The sequence below is a fragment of the Halorientalis pallida genome (assembly GCF_004118325.1).
GTDB classification, from domain to species: Archaea; Halobacteriota; Halobacteria; order Halobacteriales; family Haloarculaceae; genus Halorientalis; species Halorientalis pallida.
In genome coordinates this window covers 47621-65329 of sequence record NZ_RDFA01000004.1, presented here as the reverse complement: position 1 = coordinate 65329, position 17709 = coordinate 47621, and the positions used below count along the sequence as shown (strand labels likewise).

Here is a 17709-nt window from a genome sequence, read left to right as displayed (position 1 = left end):
CAGGGAGCGACGGCCGCGCCGACAAAGAACTCCGCGGTCACTTCGTCAGGTCGCGCGTATCGAGGTGCAGGTTGTCCCCGTCGCCGACGGCCGCGATGTACAGTTCCGGCCCCTCGTGACAGAGTTCGGCCACGTCGACGATCCGCTCGGTCGACCAGCCCTGCACGCGCATGATCCCCTCCTCGTCGATCTCGACGAAGGTTCGCGGTGACTCGCTGGTCCGGATGTCCCAGGTCTCGCCGTCGACCTCGAAGGTGTCTCCCTCCCCCGAGCCGGTGGCGAACACGCACTGGTACTGGGTCCGGGACTCCTCGGCCCGGTCGTGGTCGGCCCGCGAGTACGTCTCGAACTCGTAGCCGTAGTGGCGACACCACTTCCGGAAGTGGTCGCCGTCGAACCGTTTGATCCCGTTTGCTTCGTCGCTCGTCCAGAGGACGTGGGTCTTCGAGGGTTTCCGGCTGATCGACGGCTCCTTCATAGCTATCGATGGAGTCGATCATCGGTGATAAATCAATTTGCCGAGAGGTGACATCACGGACTGACAGGTCGTCGTCGGAGTTGGAAAGACACAGGGTTCGGGGCCACACAGTGATCCTATGGACTACGAGCGGCCGCAATTCTTCCGCGTCATGCAGTACGCGGACGCCGCGGCGGGGGACGTCATCGACATGGTGAGCGGGAATCCCGATTGGGAGCCGCCGGGGGCGCTCCGCGAGGGGCTGATCGAGTACGCCGAGGGCGATCCCGAGCAGTTCCAGTATCCCGCCAGCGAGGGCCTGCTGGCGTTGCGCGAGGAGATCGCCGCCCGCCGGAACGTCGACCGCGAACAGGTGCTGGTCACCAACGGCGCGGGCGAGGCCAACCACCTCGCGATGGCCGAGGGGCTGACCCGCGACGCCGGCGACGAGGTGCTCCTGACCGACCCGGTCTACCCGTACTACGCCGGGCGGACGAACCTACTGGGCGGACGGGCCCGGTACGTCACGGTCGACGACGACGGCCGGCTCGACCCCGACGCGGTTCGGGCGGTGGCGAGCGAGGACACCGCGGTGATCGTCGTCAACAGCCCGAACAACCCGACCGGGGCGGTGTACCCCGAAGAGACGATCCGGGAACTGGTCGACATCGCCGAGACCTGCGACGCCCTGCTGGTGAGCGACGAGGTGTACGACCACTTCGACTACAGCAGGCAGTTCACCAGCGCGCTCGCGGTCGACTCCGAGCACCGGATCGTCACCAACGCCTTCTCGAAGTCGCTGGCGATTACGGGGTTCCGGGTTGGGTACGCTATCGTCCCGGAGTGGCTGGTCGGCCGGTTCCGGACTCGACACATGCTGACCAACGTCACCAGCAGTCGGCCGGCCCAGTACGCCGTCTATCGGGCGCTCCGGGAGACGCCGCCGGACTACTACGCCGAGAGTCGCGCGATGCTCCGCTCGCGGATCGACGCGTTCACCGATGCCCTCGACGCCGCCGGTGCAGAATACACCACGCCCGACGGGAGTTTCTACGTCATGGCGCGGTTCGAGGACTTCCCGGGCACCATGGAGAACGTCGAGCGCCTGATAGACGAGGCGGGTGTCGCGGGGATGCCCGGGGCGGCCTTCGGCGAGTCCCGGACCGACTGGTTCCGCTTCGCCCTCGTGACACCGCGAGCCGAAGAAGCCGCCAAGCGCCTGGCCGACTACTTCTCGGACGGGTAGCGATCTCCGTCGGTCACGGGGAGACGCGCTCCCGGTGAACTTCCTCGCTCCCGCCGTCTTCCGTCAGGGTCACGACCAGCTCGTCACCCTCGGCGTCGATCTGTACGACGACGTAGTTCGCCGCCCCCGCTGGCTCGATGGTGTTTTCGCCGCCGGAACGCGTTGCCTCGGCCCGTAGCGACCCGTCACTCTCGAAGTCGGCCAGCACCACCCGCGCGGTCGTTCCCCACGGGTTGTTCTCGTCGTCGGGAACCCGGACGCGAATCTCGTCGACGATACGCATCGTGCCAGTCCGTTGCCGGTAGACCGGACGCCGTTCCCCGTCGACGGTCGCGGTTACGGCCACCTCGTCGCCGTCTGGGTCGAGGTCGACGGCCAGTGATCCAGTTTCGGCCGGCGACTCGGCCGACACCTCGTCGCCCGCGACCGTCGACCTGACCGTCACGAGACCCTCCGGAGCCGATCCGGCGAACCGGACCTCGGCACTGCGCCCGTCGTCCGCGAACGTCACTTCGTCGACGATTCGGGGGTGGAGCGCCGGCGGGTCGGACGCCGATCCGGTCTCGATGCCCTGCCAGAGGATCCGCCACGCCCCGTCGTCGGTCGCGACGAGCGAGCGGTACGCCGGCGACCCACTGGCCGGCCGGGCCGAGACGATCACCGCGTCGCGCCCGTCGAGGAGCGTGGCCAGTTCGCCATCCTCGAAGACCCAGTCGGTCCCGGTGATCGAGCTGGCGTCCTCGGCCGTCGCCGCCTGTGTCTCGACATCCGTCCTGACCCGCTCGACGCTCCCGATATCGGTGTCGAGCCGAAACTCCGTGTCGTTCTCGACGTTGTCCGGATGCATCGGGTGGTCCGAGTGCAGGAGTTCGATGGCCCGCTCCCGATCGCCTGCGGCGGCCGCAGTGAGAAACGTCTCGACGACACTCGCGGGGTCGCCGGTCGGCTCCGTCCCGGTCCCGGTCGCCACGTCGGTCGACGTGTCGATTTCGGTCGGTTCGTCGCTGCCGTCGGTGCCCTGAGTACAGCCCGCGAGGACGACGGCACCCCCGGCTCCCAGCGCTGTCACGAATCGTCGTCGATTCATACCCGACGGTACGCCCGTTGGCTGAATAAAAGCCGAACCACGGTTGCTGGCTCGGAAATAGCCCCGAACCGATCGCGACTATCGTCGGTGATCGATTCCGAGCGGGAATCCGGGGGTTCATACCCGAGGCCGCCCCCACCTTTTGGCAATGAGCGACCGCGAGGGAACCGGGACCGAAACCGGCCCGGCGTCCGCGACCACCGACAGCGGCGGGGACGGGGACGACGCCGACGAGCCATCCTGGCGGACGTACTTCGGGTACGACGAGCCCTACGCGAACCAGCCCGACGCCGTCGAGGCGGCTATCGAGGTCGGCCGGAAGAACGGCTACCTGGCGATGGAAGGGCCCTGCGGGACGGGCAAGACGATGGCCGCACTGACCGCCGCGACCACCCTCGTCCGCGAGGACGACTACGAGAGCGTCGTCGTCGTCACGCCGGTCAAACAGCAACTCGATCAGTTCGTCGAGGACCTGCGGGTCGTCAACTCGGGGCTGGACGATCCGCTGGACGGCATCGCCCTCGTGGGCAAACGTGACCTCTGTCCCTACGGCCGGGAGGACCTGTTCCCCCGGGACGCCACCGTCCACGACCGGTGTGAAGACCTGCGTGAGGACACCGCCCACCTCGTCGAGGCCGACGGCGGCACCGACACGCACAGCGGGGCCGCGACCGACGCCGCCGTCGGCGGGGACGCGGACGAAGAGGACCAGTGGTGGGACCCGAAACGCGGGGCCGACCTCGCGAAAGCCGCCCGGCGGGACCCGGAACAGTTCAATACGATGGCCGACGACCGCCTGGAGACGGCCGGCGAGGAGTCACCGTACCGTCGCGAACAGCCACGCGCGCCCGAAGAGATGGTCGACGGCGACGACCCGCCGCTGTACTGTCCCTTCGAGGCCGACTGGTACGCCCGCAACAAGGGCTCGCCCGTCGACTTCACCGACGGCGAGGACAACGTCCTCACCTCGACGGAGTTCCTGCCCGAGTCCGTCGCCCACGGCACCTGCCCACACCGCGCGATGGGCGTCCTGCTGGGCGAAGCCGACGTGGTGGTCGGCAACTACAACCACCTGTTCGACCCCGATTCGCGCCCCCTCCTGTCGCAGGTCCTCGACGAGAGTACCTTCGTCATCGTCGACGAGGCCCACAGGCTGGAGGGTCGTGTCCGGGACCTGCTCTCGGACCGCGTGGGGCGGCACACGCTGGTCCGGGCGCGCAACGACTGCGCCCAGTTGCTCCAGCTGGCCAACCAGAGCCGCGAGCACGAGCGCGAGGTCGACGACCGGCTGGCCAGCCACGACGTGCCCCGCGAGGCCGTCGCCACGGCCCGACAGTTCTACGACGACGTGGTGGGCTGGCTCGACGACCGCGTGACCGCCCACCTCGATTCGGAGTTCGGCCGCGGCTGGGAGCAGGACCTCCGCTCGCTCCCCGAAGAGGACACGGAAGTCCCGCTTCGGGACCCCGAGACAGAGGAGATCGACGACCTGACCGAGTGGGCAGAACGCGAGGGCTACGGCGGCGACCTGTGGCGCTCGCTGGCGGCGGTGGGGACCGCCGTCGAGACGACGCTGGACGAGCTCGGGGAGAGTCGTCAGTGCGTCGCGGCCGCCGTGGGCGCGGTGATGGGCAACTGGTACGAGCGCGATCACGCCACCGCGTTTCGGGAGATCGAACTCGAACACTCTCCCTCGGAGACCGGGGCGACCGCCACCCCCTGGCAGGAAGTCTACACCGCGGGGCTCCTGCTGTTCGACTGCATGCCCGCCCAGGCGCTCAGGACCATCTTCGACGAACTCGGCGGTGGCGTCCTGATGAGCGCGACACTGGAGCCGCTGGACGTGTTCACCCGCGTCTCGGGACTCGACGCCATCGAAGCGACCGGGACGGGTGGGCTGGCGGCCTCCGAGGACGACCCCGGCCGCCCCGTCGAGACGCGATCCTACGGGCTCACCTTCCCCGAGGAAAACCGGGCGAGCTGGCTCGTCGATGCGACGGCTTACACCGCCCGCAACCGCGGTGATCCCGTCCGCGACCACGACAACCGCACCCGCGACGAGTACGAGCAGGTCCTCCGCACCGTGGCCCGCAGTCCCGGCAACGTGATGATCGCGATGCCGAACTACCGTGAGGCCGCCTGGGCCGGCAGCTACCTCCGGGACGTGGTCGAGAAGCCGGTCCTCGTGGACGAGAGTTCGAGCAACGAGGCCACGGACGAACTCAAAGGGCAGTTCTTCGCCGGCCCCGGGAAGGTGCTGGTCACCAGCACGCGCGGCACCCTCACGGAGGGCGTCGACTACGACGGCGACAAACTCCACGCCTGCGCGGTGGTCGGTGTCCCGCTGGTCAACATCGGGTCACCACGGGTCCGCGCGGTCCAGGCGGCGTACGGCCGCGCGTTCGGCGACGACGTGGCCTTCGAGTACGCGCTGACGGTGCCCGCGGTCCGGCGCGCGCGACAGGCCATCGGCCGCGTCATCCGGGGGAGCGACGAAGTGGGCGTCCGCATGCTGGTCGGCAAACGCTACACCGACGACGCCGTCCACTCCGTCCACGAGTACCTCTCGCCCGCCGAGCGCCGCGAATTCGTCCGGATGACGCCCGATTTCCTCTCCCACCAGTTCGACTCGTTCTGGGGTGACCACGACCTGCCGGAGTGAGCGAACCGTCCACGACACGACTTCGTTTCAGAAAGCATATGTGGCGTGATTCCCCGCTTTCAGTCGGATGCCTGAGTGTCAGAACTGCGGTTCTTTCGTGACTGAGGCGTACGTCCGGGTGTTCACGCCCGAGACTCTCGACGCACCGCGTGTCTGTCCCAACTGCGAGGACAAGATCAGGGACGGCAACGACGTCCGCGAGGCGCGCTCCTCGCGGTCCTGACTCCCTTTCTCGCTTTTCGTCGCCCGTCGGCTCCCGCCAGTCGCCACGCCGGACCGACGGGTACACAAGTCCCCCGACGAACCGGTAGATATGGATCTCGAGGTCGAGGCCGTCGAGGAGATCGACGAGACGGCCGTCCCGACAGGCGTCGACGCGGCCGACTACGTCCTCTACGGCGGGAAAGGGGGCGTCGGGAAGACGACCATGGCAGCCGCGACCGCGCTGGCAAGCGCCCGCGACGGTACCGCCACGCTCGTCGTCTCGACCGACCCCGCACACTCGCTCTCCGATACCCTGGAGACGACGATTCCAGCCGATCCCGAACGCATCCGCGAGGACGTTCCCCTCTACGCCGCCGAGATCGACCCCGAGGAGGCCGTCGGCGACGGCCCCTTCGACGCCGAGGGCGGCCTCGGTGGGATGGGTGGCCTGGGCCAACTGCTCGGCGGCGGCGGGCCGATGGGCGGCATGAGTGGACAGGGCGAGCAGGCGGGCAGTGCCGGTCCCGGTGCCGAGGACGACGCCACGGCCGCCGACCCCCTCGCCGGCCCGATGCCTGGGATGGACGAGGCGGCGGCGATGCGACTCCTGCTGGAGTACATGGACGACGAACGGTTCGACCGGGTCATCGTCGACACCGCGCCGACGGGCCACACCCTTCGCCTGCTCGAACTGCCGGAACTGCTCGACTCGATGATGGGCCGCCTGCTGAAACTGCGCCAGCGACTCAGCGGGCTGTTCGACTCCCTGCCCTTCGGCGGCGGTGACGACGACCAGGGCGCTGACATGGAGGATCTGGAGGTACTGCGCGAGCGTATCGAGCGGCTCCGGGCTGTCCTGCGGGACCCGGCGAAGACGGACTTCCGGATCGTGATGGTCCCCGAGGAACTGAGCGTGATGGAGTCCCAGCGGTTGCTCGACCGACTGGACTCGTTCGGGGTGCCCGTCGAGACCGTCGTCGTCAACCGCGTCATGCAGGACCTGGCCGACGTGGCCGACGTGGAGGGCGACTGGTTCGTCTCGCCGGACCTGGACGACTGCGAGTTCTGCCAGCGCCGGTGGCAGGTCCAGCAGAACGCGCTCACGGAGGCGCAGGATCTGTTCCGGGGCCACGACGTGAAACGCGTCCCGCTGTTCGCCGACGAGGTGCGCGGGGAGAACCTGTTGCGGGTCGTCGCGGCCTGTCTCGACTAGTCGACCAGCCGCGAGACGCCGACGCCCATGCCGATGATGAGCAGGCCGAGCAGACCGTTCAAGACGAGGCCGATCTGCCGGCCGCTGACGAAGTTCTGGACTCCCAGCCCCACGAACACCATCCCGACGAGTACGTGCAGTCCCAGCACCGCTTTCTGCAGATCGAAGTCCATGCCCTCCATTGTCCCCGGCGGATCAAAAGTCGCCCGAAACCCAGTCGGTCGCCGTCCTACTCGTCGTCGTTGACGACCAGCACCTGCAGGTCGTTGATGTTCGTCCCCGTCGGCCCCGTCCGGAGCAGGGCGTCCCGGTCGTCCAGATACGTCGCCGCGTCGTTGTTCGCGAGCGCCCGGCTCGCGGCCCCGTCGTCGTCGACCGTCCCTGCGTCGACGAGTGCGCCGGCCGCGCCGCTCGCTCCGTCCCGGCCGTCCGTGTCGACCGCGGCGAGGACGGCCCCCGCGGGGATCGACCGGGCCGCGCTCAGCGCGAACTCGCAGTTGGGGCCGCCGCGACCGTCGCCGTCGACCGTGACCGTCGTCTCCCCGCCCGAGAGGACGACTGCGGGCGGCGAGACGGGGTCACCGCACTCGCGGATCTCCCGGGCCACCGCCGCGTGAGTTCGGGCCACCTCGCGGGCTTCGCCCTCGATCCCCGCGGCGAGAACCAGCGGCGTGAATCCGGCGTCGGCCGCCACGCCACGGGCCGCCTCGATGGCCGTCCGCCCGTTCGTGAGCACGTGCGTCCGACCCCGCTCGAAGACCGGCTCGCCGGCGTCGGGCGTCTCCGCGATCTCACCGGCCACGCCGCGTTCGATCCGCTCGCGGACGGCTTCGGGCGCGTCCACGTCGTAGTCGTCGAGGACCTGCTGGGCACCCCGGAACGTCGTCGGGTCCGGGACGGTCGGTCCGCTGGCGATGACCGATGGGTCGTCGCCGACCACGTCCGAGAACAGCAGGGTGACCACTGTGGCGGGGGCGACCGCGCGGGCCAACTGGCCCCCTTTGATTACCGAGCAGTGCTTCCGGACGGCGTTGACCGCCGCGATGGGTGCACCCGCCGAGAGCAGCGATTCGGTCACGTCCTGGAGGTCCGAGAGCGTGAGGCCGTCGGCCGGCGCGGGCAGGAGCGCGCTCCCGCCGCCGGTCAGGACCGCCAGGACGAGCGTGTCCGCGTCCGCGTCGGCGGCGGCCTCGTGGACCGCTCGCGCGCTCTCGACGCCGCGCTCGCTCGGGACCGGGTGGTCGCCCTCGCGGACGGTGACCCGCTCTGTCTCGACGGGGTCGTCGGTGACGACCACGCCGCCGTCGAGGCGGGTGCCCAGGACGGCTTCCAGCGCGGCCGCGACCTGTGCAGCGGCCTTCCCGCCGCCGAGGACGATCACGCGCTCGAACGCGCCGAGGTCGAGCAGGTCCCCCGCGACCCGAAGCTGGTCGCCCTCGACCGTGAGCGAATCCCGGACCACCCGCTCGGGACGGGCGGCCTCGATGCCCGCCTCGACGCAGGACAGCGCCAGGTCGTGCGTGGGGGTCCGTGCGAGGCCGTCGCGGTCGTCGATCACGCGAGTTTCTTGGCCAGTCGGTACACCCCGTCGCGCAGGCGATCCGGGACGAACCGCAGCAGCGAGGAGTACTTCGCGAGCGGTCCGACCGGGTAGCGCGGATCGGGGTCCGGCGAACAGGTCGCTTCCAGAATCGTCTCGGCCACGTCCGTCGGCGGGACCGCCAGCGCGCTCGTGCCGCCGAAGGTCTGCCCCTCCTCGTAGAACGCGTAGATGGAGTCGTACGCGCCCGAGCGCTCGGTGCCGTCCTCCAGTTCCTCGTCGGCGCGCTCGTCGAAGTTCGTGTCGACGGGCCCAGGTTCGATCAGCACCGCGTCGAGGCCGTACTCGTCGATCTCGCCCCGGAGCGCGTCGGTCAGCCCTTCGAGGGCGAACTTCGACCCGTTGTAGACGCCCATCCCCGGCGTGGCGATCCGGCCGGCGACCGAGGAGACGTTGACGATGGTCCCCTCACTCTGGTCGCGCATGTGGGGCAGGGCCTCGCGGATCAGCCGGTGTGGGCCGTAGACGTTCACGTCGAACTGGTCGTGGACGCGGTCGGTCGGCACGTCCTCCAGCGGCCCGAACTGCGCGTAGCCGGCGTTGTTGACGAGACAGTCGAGTCGGCCCTCGTCCTCGACGACGCGCTCGATGGCTGCCTCGACGTGTTCGGGCTCGGTCACGTCGAGTTCCTGTGTCTCACACCCTGCCTCGGCCAGGTCTTCGATGTCGTCCGTGTCACGCGCCGTGGCGTAGACCGTCCACCCCTCCTCGTCGAACGTCTGTGCCGTCGCGCGGCCGATCCCGGACGACGCCCCCGTGATCAGCACCGTCTTGTCTTCCATACCGGTCGCCTCGCCCGGGTCGCTGTTAAATTGTGAGTATTTTCTCCGACCGTCGGAGCCGCCCGCTCGCCGCTCGAATGGGCAGGCTATTGGGGTCGGGGTCCCTGCAATCGACAGGATGTACCTCGCAGACGAGACGTGGCCCGATCTGGGCACGTACTTCGAAGCGGAGTCGCTGGCCATCGTCCCGCTGGGCTCGACCGAACAGCACGGCCCCCACCTCCCCGAGGGGACCGACCACCTGATCGCTCAGGCGCTGGCCCGTGAGGCCGCCGAGCGGACCGGCTACCTCTGCACCCCCACGATCAACGTCGGCGTCTCGCCCCACCACCGCCAGTTCCACGGCACGATGTGGGTCGACGCCCCAGTCTTCCGGGACTACGTCGAGAGTTTCTCCCGGAACCTCACCTACCACGGCATCGACCGTATCGTCTACGTCAACGCCCACGGCGGCAACGTCGAACACCTCCGGGAGGTCGGTCGCCGCCTCCACGAGACAGAGACCGCCTACGCCATCGAGTGGATGTGGGACGAGTCCATCCCCGACCTCGTGGACGACCTCTTCACCCACAACGGGCCCCACGGCGGCCCCAAGGAGACGGCGATGATCATGCACATCGCGAACGAACTCGTCCACGACGACCGCCTCGAAGCCGCCCGCGACGGCGGCCTCGTCGAGTGGGACGACATGGCCGTCCACGGCGCGACCACCTTCTACGACGCGGCGGACAACACCGAAAACGGCGTGCTGGGCGACCAGACCGACGCCACGCCGGAGAAGGGGAGCGAACTGTTCGCGGCCGCCAGCGACCAGCTGGTGCAACTCTGTGACTGGCTCGACGACCAACCGTTCGAGCAGTTGATGCCGGAACCGCACGTCCGGGAACGGGAGCAGTAGCGCGCCCCCGCTCAGTCCCCGACCTCGGCCTTGAGATCGTCGGCGTACTGATCGGCCAGTCGCGTCGGTTCGGGGAGTTTGTAGCCCGCAGAACACGAGAGCACGAGGTCGGCGGCCGTCTCGGCCCCGACGCGGTGGCCCGGGCTGACGATCAGGGGGTTGACGTATCGGTTCGGCGAATCGTACTGCCGGGACTGGACCGCGTAACCGATGACCGTCCCGTCGGGTGCGGTCACGTCCCCGTCGGCTTCGATGGCGACTCGGTCGCCCTCGGCCAATCCGTCCGTCGATGCCACTGGCCGCCCACAGAGCAGGTTCTTCGCGACGCCGACGCTGGGCACGTCCAGCGTCACCCCGACGTGGGTCGCCAGCCCGGCCTCCCGGAAGTGGATGCGACCGCTCCCGTCGAAGACGGCGAGGTCGGGTTCGACCGAGAGTTCCCGGAAGCCCGCGAGGATCGCGCCGCCCTCACGGAAGGAGAGCAGGCCGGGGATGTACGGAATCTCGGTCGGCGCGACCGCGTGGGCGCGTTCGATCACCTCGCCGTCCCGCAACGCGACCAGCGCCGAGACCGCGCGGTCGTCGTCGAGGAAGGCCTGATCGACGCCGACGACGACGGGGGCGTCTCCTGCGGCGCTCTCCTCACTCCCGGTTGCGCCGAGTTCCTGTTGGCCGGTTTCGCGGTCGGCACAGACGCGGCTCGGATCGAGGGCGAAGTCGTCGTCGAAGACTGCCTCTGTGGCGATCTCGCGCTGGAGGGCTTCCATCTCGTCGCGGTCGAGACTGGCGTCCGGGACGAACTCGGGGTGGACGGGCTCCATCGGTCAGAACGGACCGCGACCACCGGGGCCGCCGGGGCCACCGGGCCCGCGCCGCATGCCGCCGCCGAGCTGGAGTTGTCCGGGGGCGCTGAGCTTGTCTTTGACCCGCTGGCCGTAGAGCAGGCCGATCACGAGGCCGACGGCGTGGGCGACGTGGGCGATGCCGCCGCCGACGCCACCGACGATGCCGAGCGCGCTCAGGGCGGCGTAGCCGATGGTGATGACCCAGATCGGAACGGGCAACAGGAAGTAGAGGTACACTTTGAGGTTCGGGTTCAGCACCGTCAACACGCCCATGATCGCGAGTGCGGCACCGCTGGCACCGAGCGCACCCACGGGATTGCCCTGGTAGGCCTGGATCGCGATCTGTCCCAGGCCGGCGAGGATGCCGCTCCCGAGGAAGAGCAGCGCGAAGTCCCGGGAACCGACGTACTGCTCGACGATCCGGCCGAAGAAGTAGATCACGATGCTGTTCCCCGCGATGTGGAAGAGACTGAACGGCTGGTGGGAGAAGATCGACGTGACCCACGTCCAGACGTACTCCGGATGGGTCGGTGAGATGACGAACAGCGCCTCGAAGGCCCGACCGCCGAGCGTCAGAAGCACGACGTGTTCGAGGAGAAAGACGGCCCAGATGATCCCGAGGAAGAGGTACGTCACGTTCCCTCGGAAGTAGCCCAGCATCCCGCCGGGGCCGGTATCGATCCCGAGTTTCGCCAGCACGCCGCCGCTCGAACTCGACGACCCGCCCCAGCCGCCACCGCCGCTGCCGTCGACGGTGTCGTCGAAGCCGCTGTCGAAGACGCCGCTGGGGTCGTTCCAGTTCTCCAGGCCCGGACAGCCGTGATTCTCGGGGAGGCGGTGGTCGCCGCAGTAGGTCCCCCCGCAGTGGCGACACTGATACGGCATATTTTCCTCTTTCCCACACGCGTCGCACTTCGCCATTGTGGCGGGGTAGGGCACGCCCCCGGAAAGGTCTTCCCCACCGCCCCGACGGCCGTGCACGGCCGATTGCGCCGCGAGCGTCCGAGAACGTTTTGTCGGTCGCGACCCCAGACGCGACCGTGCAGGAGTTCCAGCGCAAACAGCTCCTCGAGCGGATCGAGCGCGAGGGCGCGACCGTCGGGGCCGACATCCCCGACGAGATCGAGGTGCAGGGCGAGTCCATCGACCTCCAGACCTTCGTCTTCGAGATCAAGCGCCGCGACACGGTTCCGAAGGGCGAACGCGAACGGGTCGAGCAGGCCAAGAAAAACCTCCGTCGGGAACGCCTCCAGCGCAAACAGCGGATCGAGGACGAGGACATCACCTTCGCGGAGGGCGAGGAGATCGCTCGGGCGATCATCGGCATCGACCGCGCGCTGAACGCCCTGGAGAACCTCGGCCCGACCGACCTCGAGAAGGAGGCCGAACTGCAGGCGGCCCAGGACAAGAAACGCTGGACGAAGTTCCTCAAGAAGGCGCTGGGACACGAAGATGACAGCAGCGGCGTGGGTGTGGGGCGGGGTCGCTGAACACTTTGATACCCTGGGCCGCCCAACCTCCACGCAATGAGCCGCAACGCGGAGGTCGCCGGTCTCCTGGAGGAGTTCGCCGACCTGCTGGAGGCCAAAGACGTGGAGTACAAGCCCCGTGCGTACCGCCGTGCCGCCGAGAACATCCGCGGCCACCCCCCCGCCGTCGAACACCTCGCGGCCGAGGGCGAGGACGGGGTGAAAGCGATCGACGGTGTGGGCGACGCCATCGCCTCGAAGGTCGTCGAGTACTTCGAGACCGGCGGGATCGAGGAACTCGACGAACTCCGCAACGAGCTCCCCGTCGACATGGCCGCGCTGACGAGCGTCGAAGGCGTCGGCCCGAAAACGGTGGGCACACTCTACGAGACGCTCGGGATCACGACGCTGGACGACCTCGAAGACGCCGCGGAAAACGGCGAGATACAGGAGCTTTCGGGATTCGGCGAGAAGACCGAGGAGAACATCCGCGAGGGCATCGCGTTCGCCCGGGAGGCCCACGAACGGGAACTGCTCGGGGAGGCCCGACCCTACGGGGACCGCGTCCGGGACTTCTTGGCCGGCGTCGACGCGGCCGCCGAGGTGGAGCTGGCGGGCTCGATCCGGCGCTGGCGGCCCACCATCGGTGACGTGGACGTGCTGGTCGGCAGTGACGACGCCGACGCCGTGGTCGAGGCGTTCGCGAACTGGGACGCCGCGGACACGGTGATCGAGGCCGGGGAGAGCAAGGCCAGCCTCCGGGTCGACGACTTCCGCGTCGACCTCCGCGTTGTCGCCGAAAACGAGTTCGGGGCCGCACTCCAGTACTTCACCGGGAGCAAGGACCACAACGTTCGGCTCCGCAACCGCGCCATCGACCGCGATCTGAAGATGAACGAGTACGGGGTCTTCGACGTGTCAGAGGTAGACGATGCCGACTCCGGCCAGCGGGTCGGCGAGCGCGTCGGCGGCGCGACGGAAGAAGAGATGTACGCCGCACTCGACCTGCCCCCGATTCCGCCGGAACTCCGCGAGGACCGCGGCGAGATCGCGGCCGCCGCCGACGGTGACCTCCCTGACCTGCTCGACGAAGGCGACGTGCGGGGCGACCTCCACACCCACACCGAGTGGTCCGACGGGGGCAACACGATCCGGGAGATGGCCGAGGGCGCGGCCGAGTTCGGCCACGACTACCTGGCGATCACCGACCACGCCACCGGACCGGGGATGGTCGGCGGCGTCGGCCTCTCGGACGACGAGTTGCGCGAGCAGATCGACGAGATCCGGACCGTCGACGACGACGTGGCGGTCGACCTGTTCGCGGGCGTCGAGGCGAACATCGGGGCCGACGGCTCCGTGTCGGTGGCCGACGACGTACTCGCGGAACTGGACCTGGTCGTCGCTTCGCCACACGTCGGACTCGACGGCGACGGCACCGACCGGCTCGTGACTGCCGTCGAACACCCAGAAGTGGACGTCCTTGGACACCCGACCGGCCGACTCCTCAACCAGCGCGGGGGGCTGGACGTGGACATCGAGCGTCTCGCCGGGGCCGCCGCGGCCGAAGGCGTCGCACTGGAGAGCAACAGCGACCCGAGACGGCTCGACCTCGACGGCGGTCTCGTCAAGCCCGCCCTCGACGCCGGCGCGAGCATCGCCGTCGACACCGACGCCCACCAGCCCGGAACGCTCGAATACGTCCGGTACGGCGTCCACACCGCACGTCGCGGCTGGGCCGAGGCCGACGACGTGGTGAACGCCCGCGACGCCGACGGTCTCCGCGAGTTCCTGGGACTGTGACGGGGCGACCACACGATTCGGACGACGACGGACGGGACGGCCCGCTCCGCGCTCACGACCGCCTCGTGCTGGACGTGATGCTGGGGAAACTCGCCACGTTCCTCCGAATGTGCGGGTACGACGCCGTCTACGCGCTCGATCGGGGCCTGGAGGCCGACGACCGTATCCTCGCGCTCTCGCGGGCGGAGGGTCGAACCCTGCTGACGAGGGACCGGGGACTGGCCGCCCGGACTGACGACTCCGTCCTGGTGACGGCCCGGGACCCGGTCGAGCAGTTACGGGAACTCCGTCGGGCCGACTTCCGTCTCGAACTACCGGACCGACCGGTGCGGTGTAGCCGGTGTAACGGCGTCGTCAGGGCCGTCGACGGCGAGTCGTCGACGCCGGAGTACGCACCCGACGCCGCCGAGACGCACGTCTGTCGGTGTCGCGACTGCGAGCAGTGTTTCTGGAAGGGAAGCCACTGGGCGGACGTGGCCGAGACGCTGGCCGAACTGTAGTGGCCGCGGGGTGCCAGTGGCTACAGACCGCCCAGAACGCTGTTACAGCGATTGACGAAGTGACCGAGTCCCTGGGCGATGTCCCGATCGAGCGAGACCACTACACCGCGGGTGTTGGTCTGCCGGAGGTGGAGCAGGGCCGCCCGTTCGTGGAGCTCGACGGTCGCCTGTGTCTCGCCGACACCCCGGTACACGTCGGTGGTGGCGACCGGCTCACTGTTCCGCGCCCGGCCGACGAGGGTATTCAGCACGTCCCGCAGTTCCTCGGTCGCCACGTCGTCACGGACGTACAGCATCGTCCAGTCGCGATCGTCGTACTTCAGCGCTGCCCGGAAGGCCTCGCCCGCTCGGCCACGGACCAGCTGGAGGAGTTCCTGATACTGCTGATTAGTCATCAAGTAAAAATACAGACTGGAGATCATTTATGCGTGCCGGGCAGCTCAGGACTGCTGGTCGGTCGGGCGGACCAGCAGTTCGTTGACGCTCACCCGCGGGGGCTGGGTGACGGCGTAGCGGATCGCCGAGGCGATGTCCTCGGGCTGGAGGACGGTCATGTCCTGGACCATCTCGGCCATGCGTTCCATCACCTGTTCGTCGGGGATGTGCTGGCCCAGTTCCGTGTCGACCGCACCGGGTTCGATCACGGTCACGCGGACGCCACTGTCGGCCGTCTCCTTCCGGAGTGATTCGGAGAACGCGTTGACGCCGAACTTCGTCGCGGAGTAGCCACCCGAGGTCTCGTTGGCCCGTCGGCCCGCGACCGAGGAGACGTTGACGATGTGCCCGCTGTCCTGTTCGAGCATTCCGGGCAGGGCCATCCGGGTGGCAGCCATGAGACCCATCAGGTTCACGTCGAGCATCTGCTGGAGGTCCTCGAGGTCGGCGCGGATCACCGGGGCGAGCAACATCACGCCCGCGTTGTTGACCAGGATGTCGAGGCCGCCGAGTTCCTCGCGTGTCTGCTCGATCATGCGCTCGACGTCGTCGGTCTCGGTCACGTCGGCCGTGATCGGCAGGGCCTCGCCGCCTTCGCTCTCGATCTCCTCGGCGAGGGTCTCGATGCGTTCGGTTCGACGTGCGGTGACCGCGACCGCCGCGCCGGCGTCGGCCAGTGTCTTCGCTGTGGCGCGGCCGATACCGGAAGACGCGCCAGTTACCAGTGCGACGTCGCCGTCGAGGTCGTGGGGAGTCGTCGACATGCGCGAGAACAGCAGAGTCTCAACCGCCTAAACGTGGCGGCCGGGGCAATCCGGACAGTGGCCGGGCGGTCCCGTCACCAGGACACGTCGACAGCGTCGTCGTCGCCAGGAAGGTCCGACACGTCGAGCCTGGCCTGGTTCCGGCCCGTACTCTCGACCTCGACGTGGGCGCTGAACGACGTCTTCATCCCGGTGATCGTACTGTTTACGTCGCTGCCGATGTCCGCGCTCGTGTCGACGGCACAGACGCCGAGAGCCTTGCTCCGACGTAACTCCGAGAGGAAGTTCGAGTTGAGGAACCGGTAGACCGACCGGGTGTCTTCGACTTCACCCATGATCGTCGAACACAGCAGAATGCCGGCCCGGAAGTCGTCGACCTCTCCGGTCGCCTCTGCGAGCAGTGTCGAGAACTCCATCCCGAGGCCGGTCAGGTCGCTCACGTCGTCGACCGTCCGCACGTCGTCGCCCTGCGCCGGTCCTTCACAGGTGAGGAGGGCCGCTCTGTCGTCGGCACCGCGCTCGGCCCGACTCAGCGATTGCTTGACCGAGCGGCCGGCGGCGTCGGTCGCCAGCAGGACCGCTATCTCGTCGGTCTGGGGCGCGGTCAGCCGGTAGAAGACGGCTTCGAGCGCGTCGCTGTCCTCGCCGGTGAGGAGGACGCTCGTCCCGCCGTCGATGGCGTCCAGGCCGAGCGAATCGACGGTGAAGTCCGACCCGGCGGTCAGGCTCATGTGTCGACCTCCACCGTCCGCGCGTCGAGCAACTGCTGTCTGAGATCGAGAATCTCCATGGCCGTATCGGCGAAGTCCTGCAGGTCCTGCTTCTGTGCCTCGTCGTAGTGCCGTGGTTCGTGATCGATGAGGCACACCTGCCCGATGATCTGTCCGTCGTCGGTCGTCATGTTCGCGCCAGCATAGGAGACGATGCCGAGATTCTGTAGCTTGTCGTTGTTCGCGAACCGTTTGTCTTCGTTGATATCTTCGACTACCATCACGTCCTCTTGCAGCATACTGTGTGTGCAGATCGTGTCTTCCCGCGTCAGCGAGTCCCAGTCGGCGCCAGTACACGCGAGGAAGTCCTCTTTCTCCTCTTCGATGAGGCCGATGAAGGCGACGGCCGCGTCGAAGTGACTCGCGATCAGATCGGTGAGCCGCGAGAAACTCTCCTCGATAGGCATTCCGTCCACGTCGTACTCCGACAGCGCCTCCAGACGTGACCCCTCGTCGTCCGGGGCGAGAAAGCCCACCTGTGCGCTGTGGGTGATTACGTCGTCGACGACGAACCCGAGCCGGTCGGCCGCGTCCGGCAGGTCGCGGTTCAGGTACTCGACGACCATCTCCTCGAACGACGCCGTGTCGATCTCGCCCGGTCTGGTCCCGGTGAACAGCACGACCGGCGTCTGTGGCTGTTCCTCGCGCAGCGCACCGACGATCTCCAGCCCGCTCCCGTCTTCGAGGTCGTACTCCGTCACGACGCAATCGACCGCCTCCGACTCGACGAACTCCGTCGCCTCCGTTACGCTCGTCGCTTCGACCGGCGTCAGACTCTCCTCTGTAGACACCGCCGTAGAAATAGTCTCTACGTCCGGCGCCGTATCGACACAGAGGACTGTTCTTTGACTCATGATACTCTAGTGTACTCGGTGTCGTAAGTACCTCGCCGTCCAATTATCATATATAATTTCTGTGGCCGACGGGAGCCCTTAATTTCGCGTTCTACGAGGCGAATGGCTGTGCAGGCGCTCTCG

General features: G+C 68.3%; 19 protein-coding genes. 8 read left to right on the top strand and 11 right to left on the bottom strand.

The features are described 5' to 3' along the window. Positions 1-37 precede the first annotated feature (37 nt). Positions 38-478, bottom strand: a complete 441-nt coding sequence (locus EAF64_RS11900; protein ID WP_129069219.1) for a hypothetical protein — start codon at positions 476-478, stop codon at positions 38-40. Between the two features lie 118 nt (positions 479-596). Here EAF64_RS11900 and EAF64_RS11895 point away from each other — a divergent pair, with 118 nt between their 5' ends. Then, the gene (locus EAF64_RS11895) at positions 597-1703 is read left to right on the top strand and encodes a pyridoxal phosphate-dependent aminotransferase (RefSeq protein ID WP_129069218.1); all 1107 of its coding nucleotides are present in this window, start codon (positions 597-599) and stop codon (positions 1701-1703) included. Positions 1704-1716: 13 nt separating this feature from the next. Here EAF64_RS11895 and EAF64_RS11890 read toward each other — a convergent pair whose 3' ends face one another. Beyond that, entirely contained in the window at positions 1717-2790 is a 1074-nt protein-coding gene (locus EAF64_RS11890) for a hypothetical protein (protein ID WP_129069217.1), read from the bottom strand. A gap of 148 nt (positions 2791-2938) precedes the next feature. Here EAF64_RS11890 and EAF64_RS11885 point away from each other — a divergent pair, with 148 nt between their 5' ends. From EAF64_RS11885 to EAF64_RS11880, 3 genes are all read left to right on the top strand, one after another. Further along, the gene (locus EAF64_RS11885; RefSeq protein ID WP_129069216.1) at positions 2939-5452 is read left to right on the top strand and encodes an ATP-dependent DNA helicase; all 2514 of its coding nucleotides are present in this window, start codon (positions 2939-2941) and stop codon (positions 5450-5452) included. A 67-nt stretch (positions 5453-5519) separates the two neighbouring features. After that, positions 5520-5675 (top strand): DUF7563 family protein, encoded by a 156-nt coding sequence (locus EAF64_RS21420; RefSeq protein ID WP_170845305.1) that lies wholly within the window; start codon positions 5520-5522, stop codon positions 5673-5675. A gap of 90 nt (positions 5676-5765) precedes the next feature. Continuing rightward, positions 5766-6869: an ArsA family ATPase gene (locus EAF64_RS11880; RefSeq protein ID WP_129069215.1), complete on the top strand. Its 1104-nt coding sequence runs from the start codon at positions 5766-5768 to the stop codon at positions 6867-6869. Here EAF64_RS11880 and EAF64_RS21010 read toward each other — a convergent pair. The 3 genes from EAF64_RS21010 to EAF64_RS11870 are packed head-to-tail and all read right to left on the bottom strand — an operon-like array spanning position 6866 to position 9251. Continuing rightward, entirely contained in the window at positions 6866-7042 is a 177-nt protein-coding gene (locus tag EAF64_RS21010; RefSeq protein WP_193767663.1) for a hypothetical protein, read from the bottom strand. The genes EAF64_RS11880 and EAF64_RS21010 overlap by 4 nt on opposite strands. A 56-nt stretch (positions 7043-7098) precedes the next feature. Beyond that, positions 7099-8427: a glycerate kinase type-2 family protein gene (locus tag EAF64_RS11875; RefSeq protein ID WP_129069214.1), complete on the bottom strand. Its 1329-nt coding sequence runs from the start codon at positions 8425-8427 to the stop codon at positions 7099-7101. Further along, positions 8424-9251: an SDR family oxidoreductase gene (locus EAF64_RS11870; RefSeq protein WP_129069213.1), complete on the bottom strand. Its 828-nt coding sequence runs from the start codon at positions 9249-9251 to the stop codon at positions 8424-8426. Before EAF64_RS11870 ends, EAF64_RS11875 begins: the two co-directional genes overlap by 4 nt. A gap of 118 nt (positions 9252-9369) precedes the next feature. Between EAF64_RS11870 and EAF64_RS11865 the strand changes: the two genes are divergently transcribed. After that, on the top strand, positions 9370-10149 hold the full coding sequence (locus EAF64_RS11865) for a creatininase family protein (protein WP_129069212.1): 780 nt from the start codon (positions 9370-9372) through the stop codon (positions 10147-10149). An 11-nt stretch (positions 10150-10160) separates the two neighbouring features. Here EAF64_RS11865 and EAF64_RS11860 read toward each other — a convergent pair whose 3' ends face one another. Together EAF64_RS11860 and EAF64_RS11855 are read right to left on the bottom strand one after the other, a co-directional pair. Then, positions 10161-10970 (bottom strand): endonuclease V, encoded by an 810-nt coding sequence (locus EAF64_RS11860; RefSeq protein ID WP_129069211.1) that lies wholly within the window; start codon positions 10968-10970, stop codon positions 10161-10163. 3 nt (positions 10971-10973) lie between these two features. Further along, a complete protein-coding gene (locus tag EAF64_RS11855; protein WP_129069210.1) occupies positions 10974-11915 on the bottom strand; it encodes a rhomboid family intramembrane serine protease in 942 nt (313 codons plus the stop codon). Positions 11916-12034: 119 nt separating this feature from the next. On the opposite strand from EAF64_RS11855, the gene EAF64_RS11850 reads away from it, so the two are divergent. The 3 genes from EAF64_RS11850 to EAF64_RS11840 are packed head-to-tail and all read left to right on the top strand — an operon-like array spanning position 12035 to position 14763. Then, on the top strand, positions 12035-12484 hold the full coding sequence (locus tag EAF64_RS11850) for a DUF5788 family protein (protein WP_129069209.1): 450 nt from the start codon (positions 12035-12037) through the stop codon (positions 12482-12484). Between the two features lie 36 nt (positions 12485-12520). Then, positions 12521-14263: a DNA polymerase/3'-5' exonuclease PolX gene (polX, locus tag EAF64_RS11845; RefSeq protein WP_129069208.1), complete on the top strand. Its 1743-nt coding sequence runs from the start codon at positions 12521-12523 to the stop codon at positions 14261-14263. Continuing rightward, the gene (locus tag EAF64_RS11840; RefSeq protein WP_227738957.1) at positions 14260-14763 is read left to right on the top strand and encodes a Mut7-C RNAse domain-containing protein; all 504 of its coding nucleotides are present in this window, start codon (positions 14260-14262) and stop codon (positions 14761-14763) included. The genes polX and EAF64_RS11840 overlap by 4 nt, the downstream gene beginning before the upstream one ends. A gap of 20 nt (positions 14764-14783) precedes the next feature. Here EAF64_RS11840 and EAF64_RS11835 read toward each other — a convergent pair whose 3' ends face one another. The 4 genes from EAF64_RS11835 to EAF64_RS11820 all read right to left on the bottom strand — a co-directional run bounded on the left by EAF64_RS11835 (position 14784) and on the right by EAF64_RS11820 (position 17586). After that, entirely contained in the window at positions 14784-15158 is a 375-nt protein-coding gene (locus EAF64_RS11835; protein WP_129069207.1) for a hypothetical protein, read from the bottom strand. Positions 15159-15203: 45 nt separating this feature from the next. Further along, positions 15204-15962, bottom strand: a complete 759-nt coding sequence (locus tag EAF64_RS11830; RefSeq protein WP_129069206.1) for an SDR family oxidoreductase — start codon at positions 15960-15962, stop codon at positions 15204-15206. A gap of 74 nt (positions 15963-16036) precedes the next feature. Further along, positions 16037-16693 carry a DUF7504 family protein gene (locus tag EAF64_RS11825; RefSeq protein ID WP_129069205.1) on the bottom strand — a complete coding sequence of 219 codons (657 nt, stop codon included), beginning with the start codon at positions 16691-16693 and terminating at the stop codon, positions 16037-16039. Further along, entirely contained in the window at positions 16690-17586 is an 897-nt protein-coding gene (locus EAF64_RS11820) for a GAF domain-containing protein (RefSeq protein WP_129069204.1), read from the bottom strand. Before EAF64_RS11820 ends, EAF64_RS11825 begins: the two co-directional genes overlap by 4 nt. Between the last annotated feature and the right edge of the window lie 123 nt (positions 17587-17709).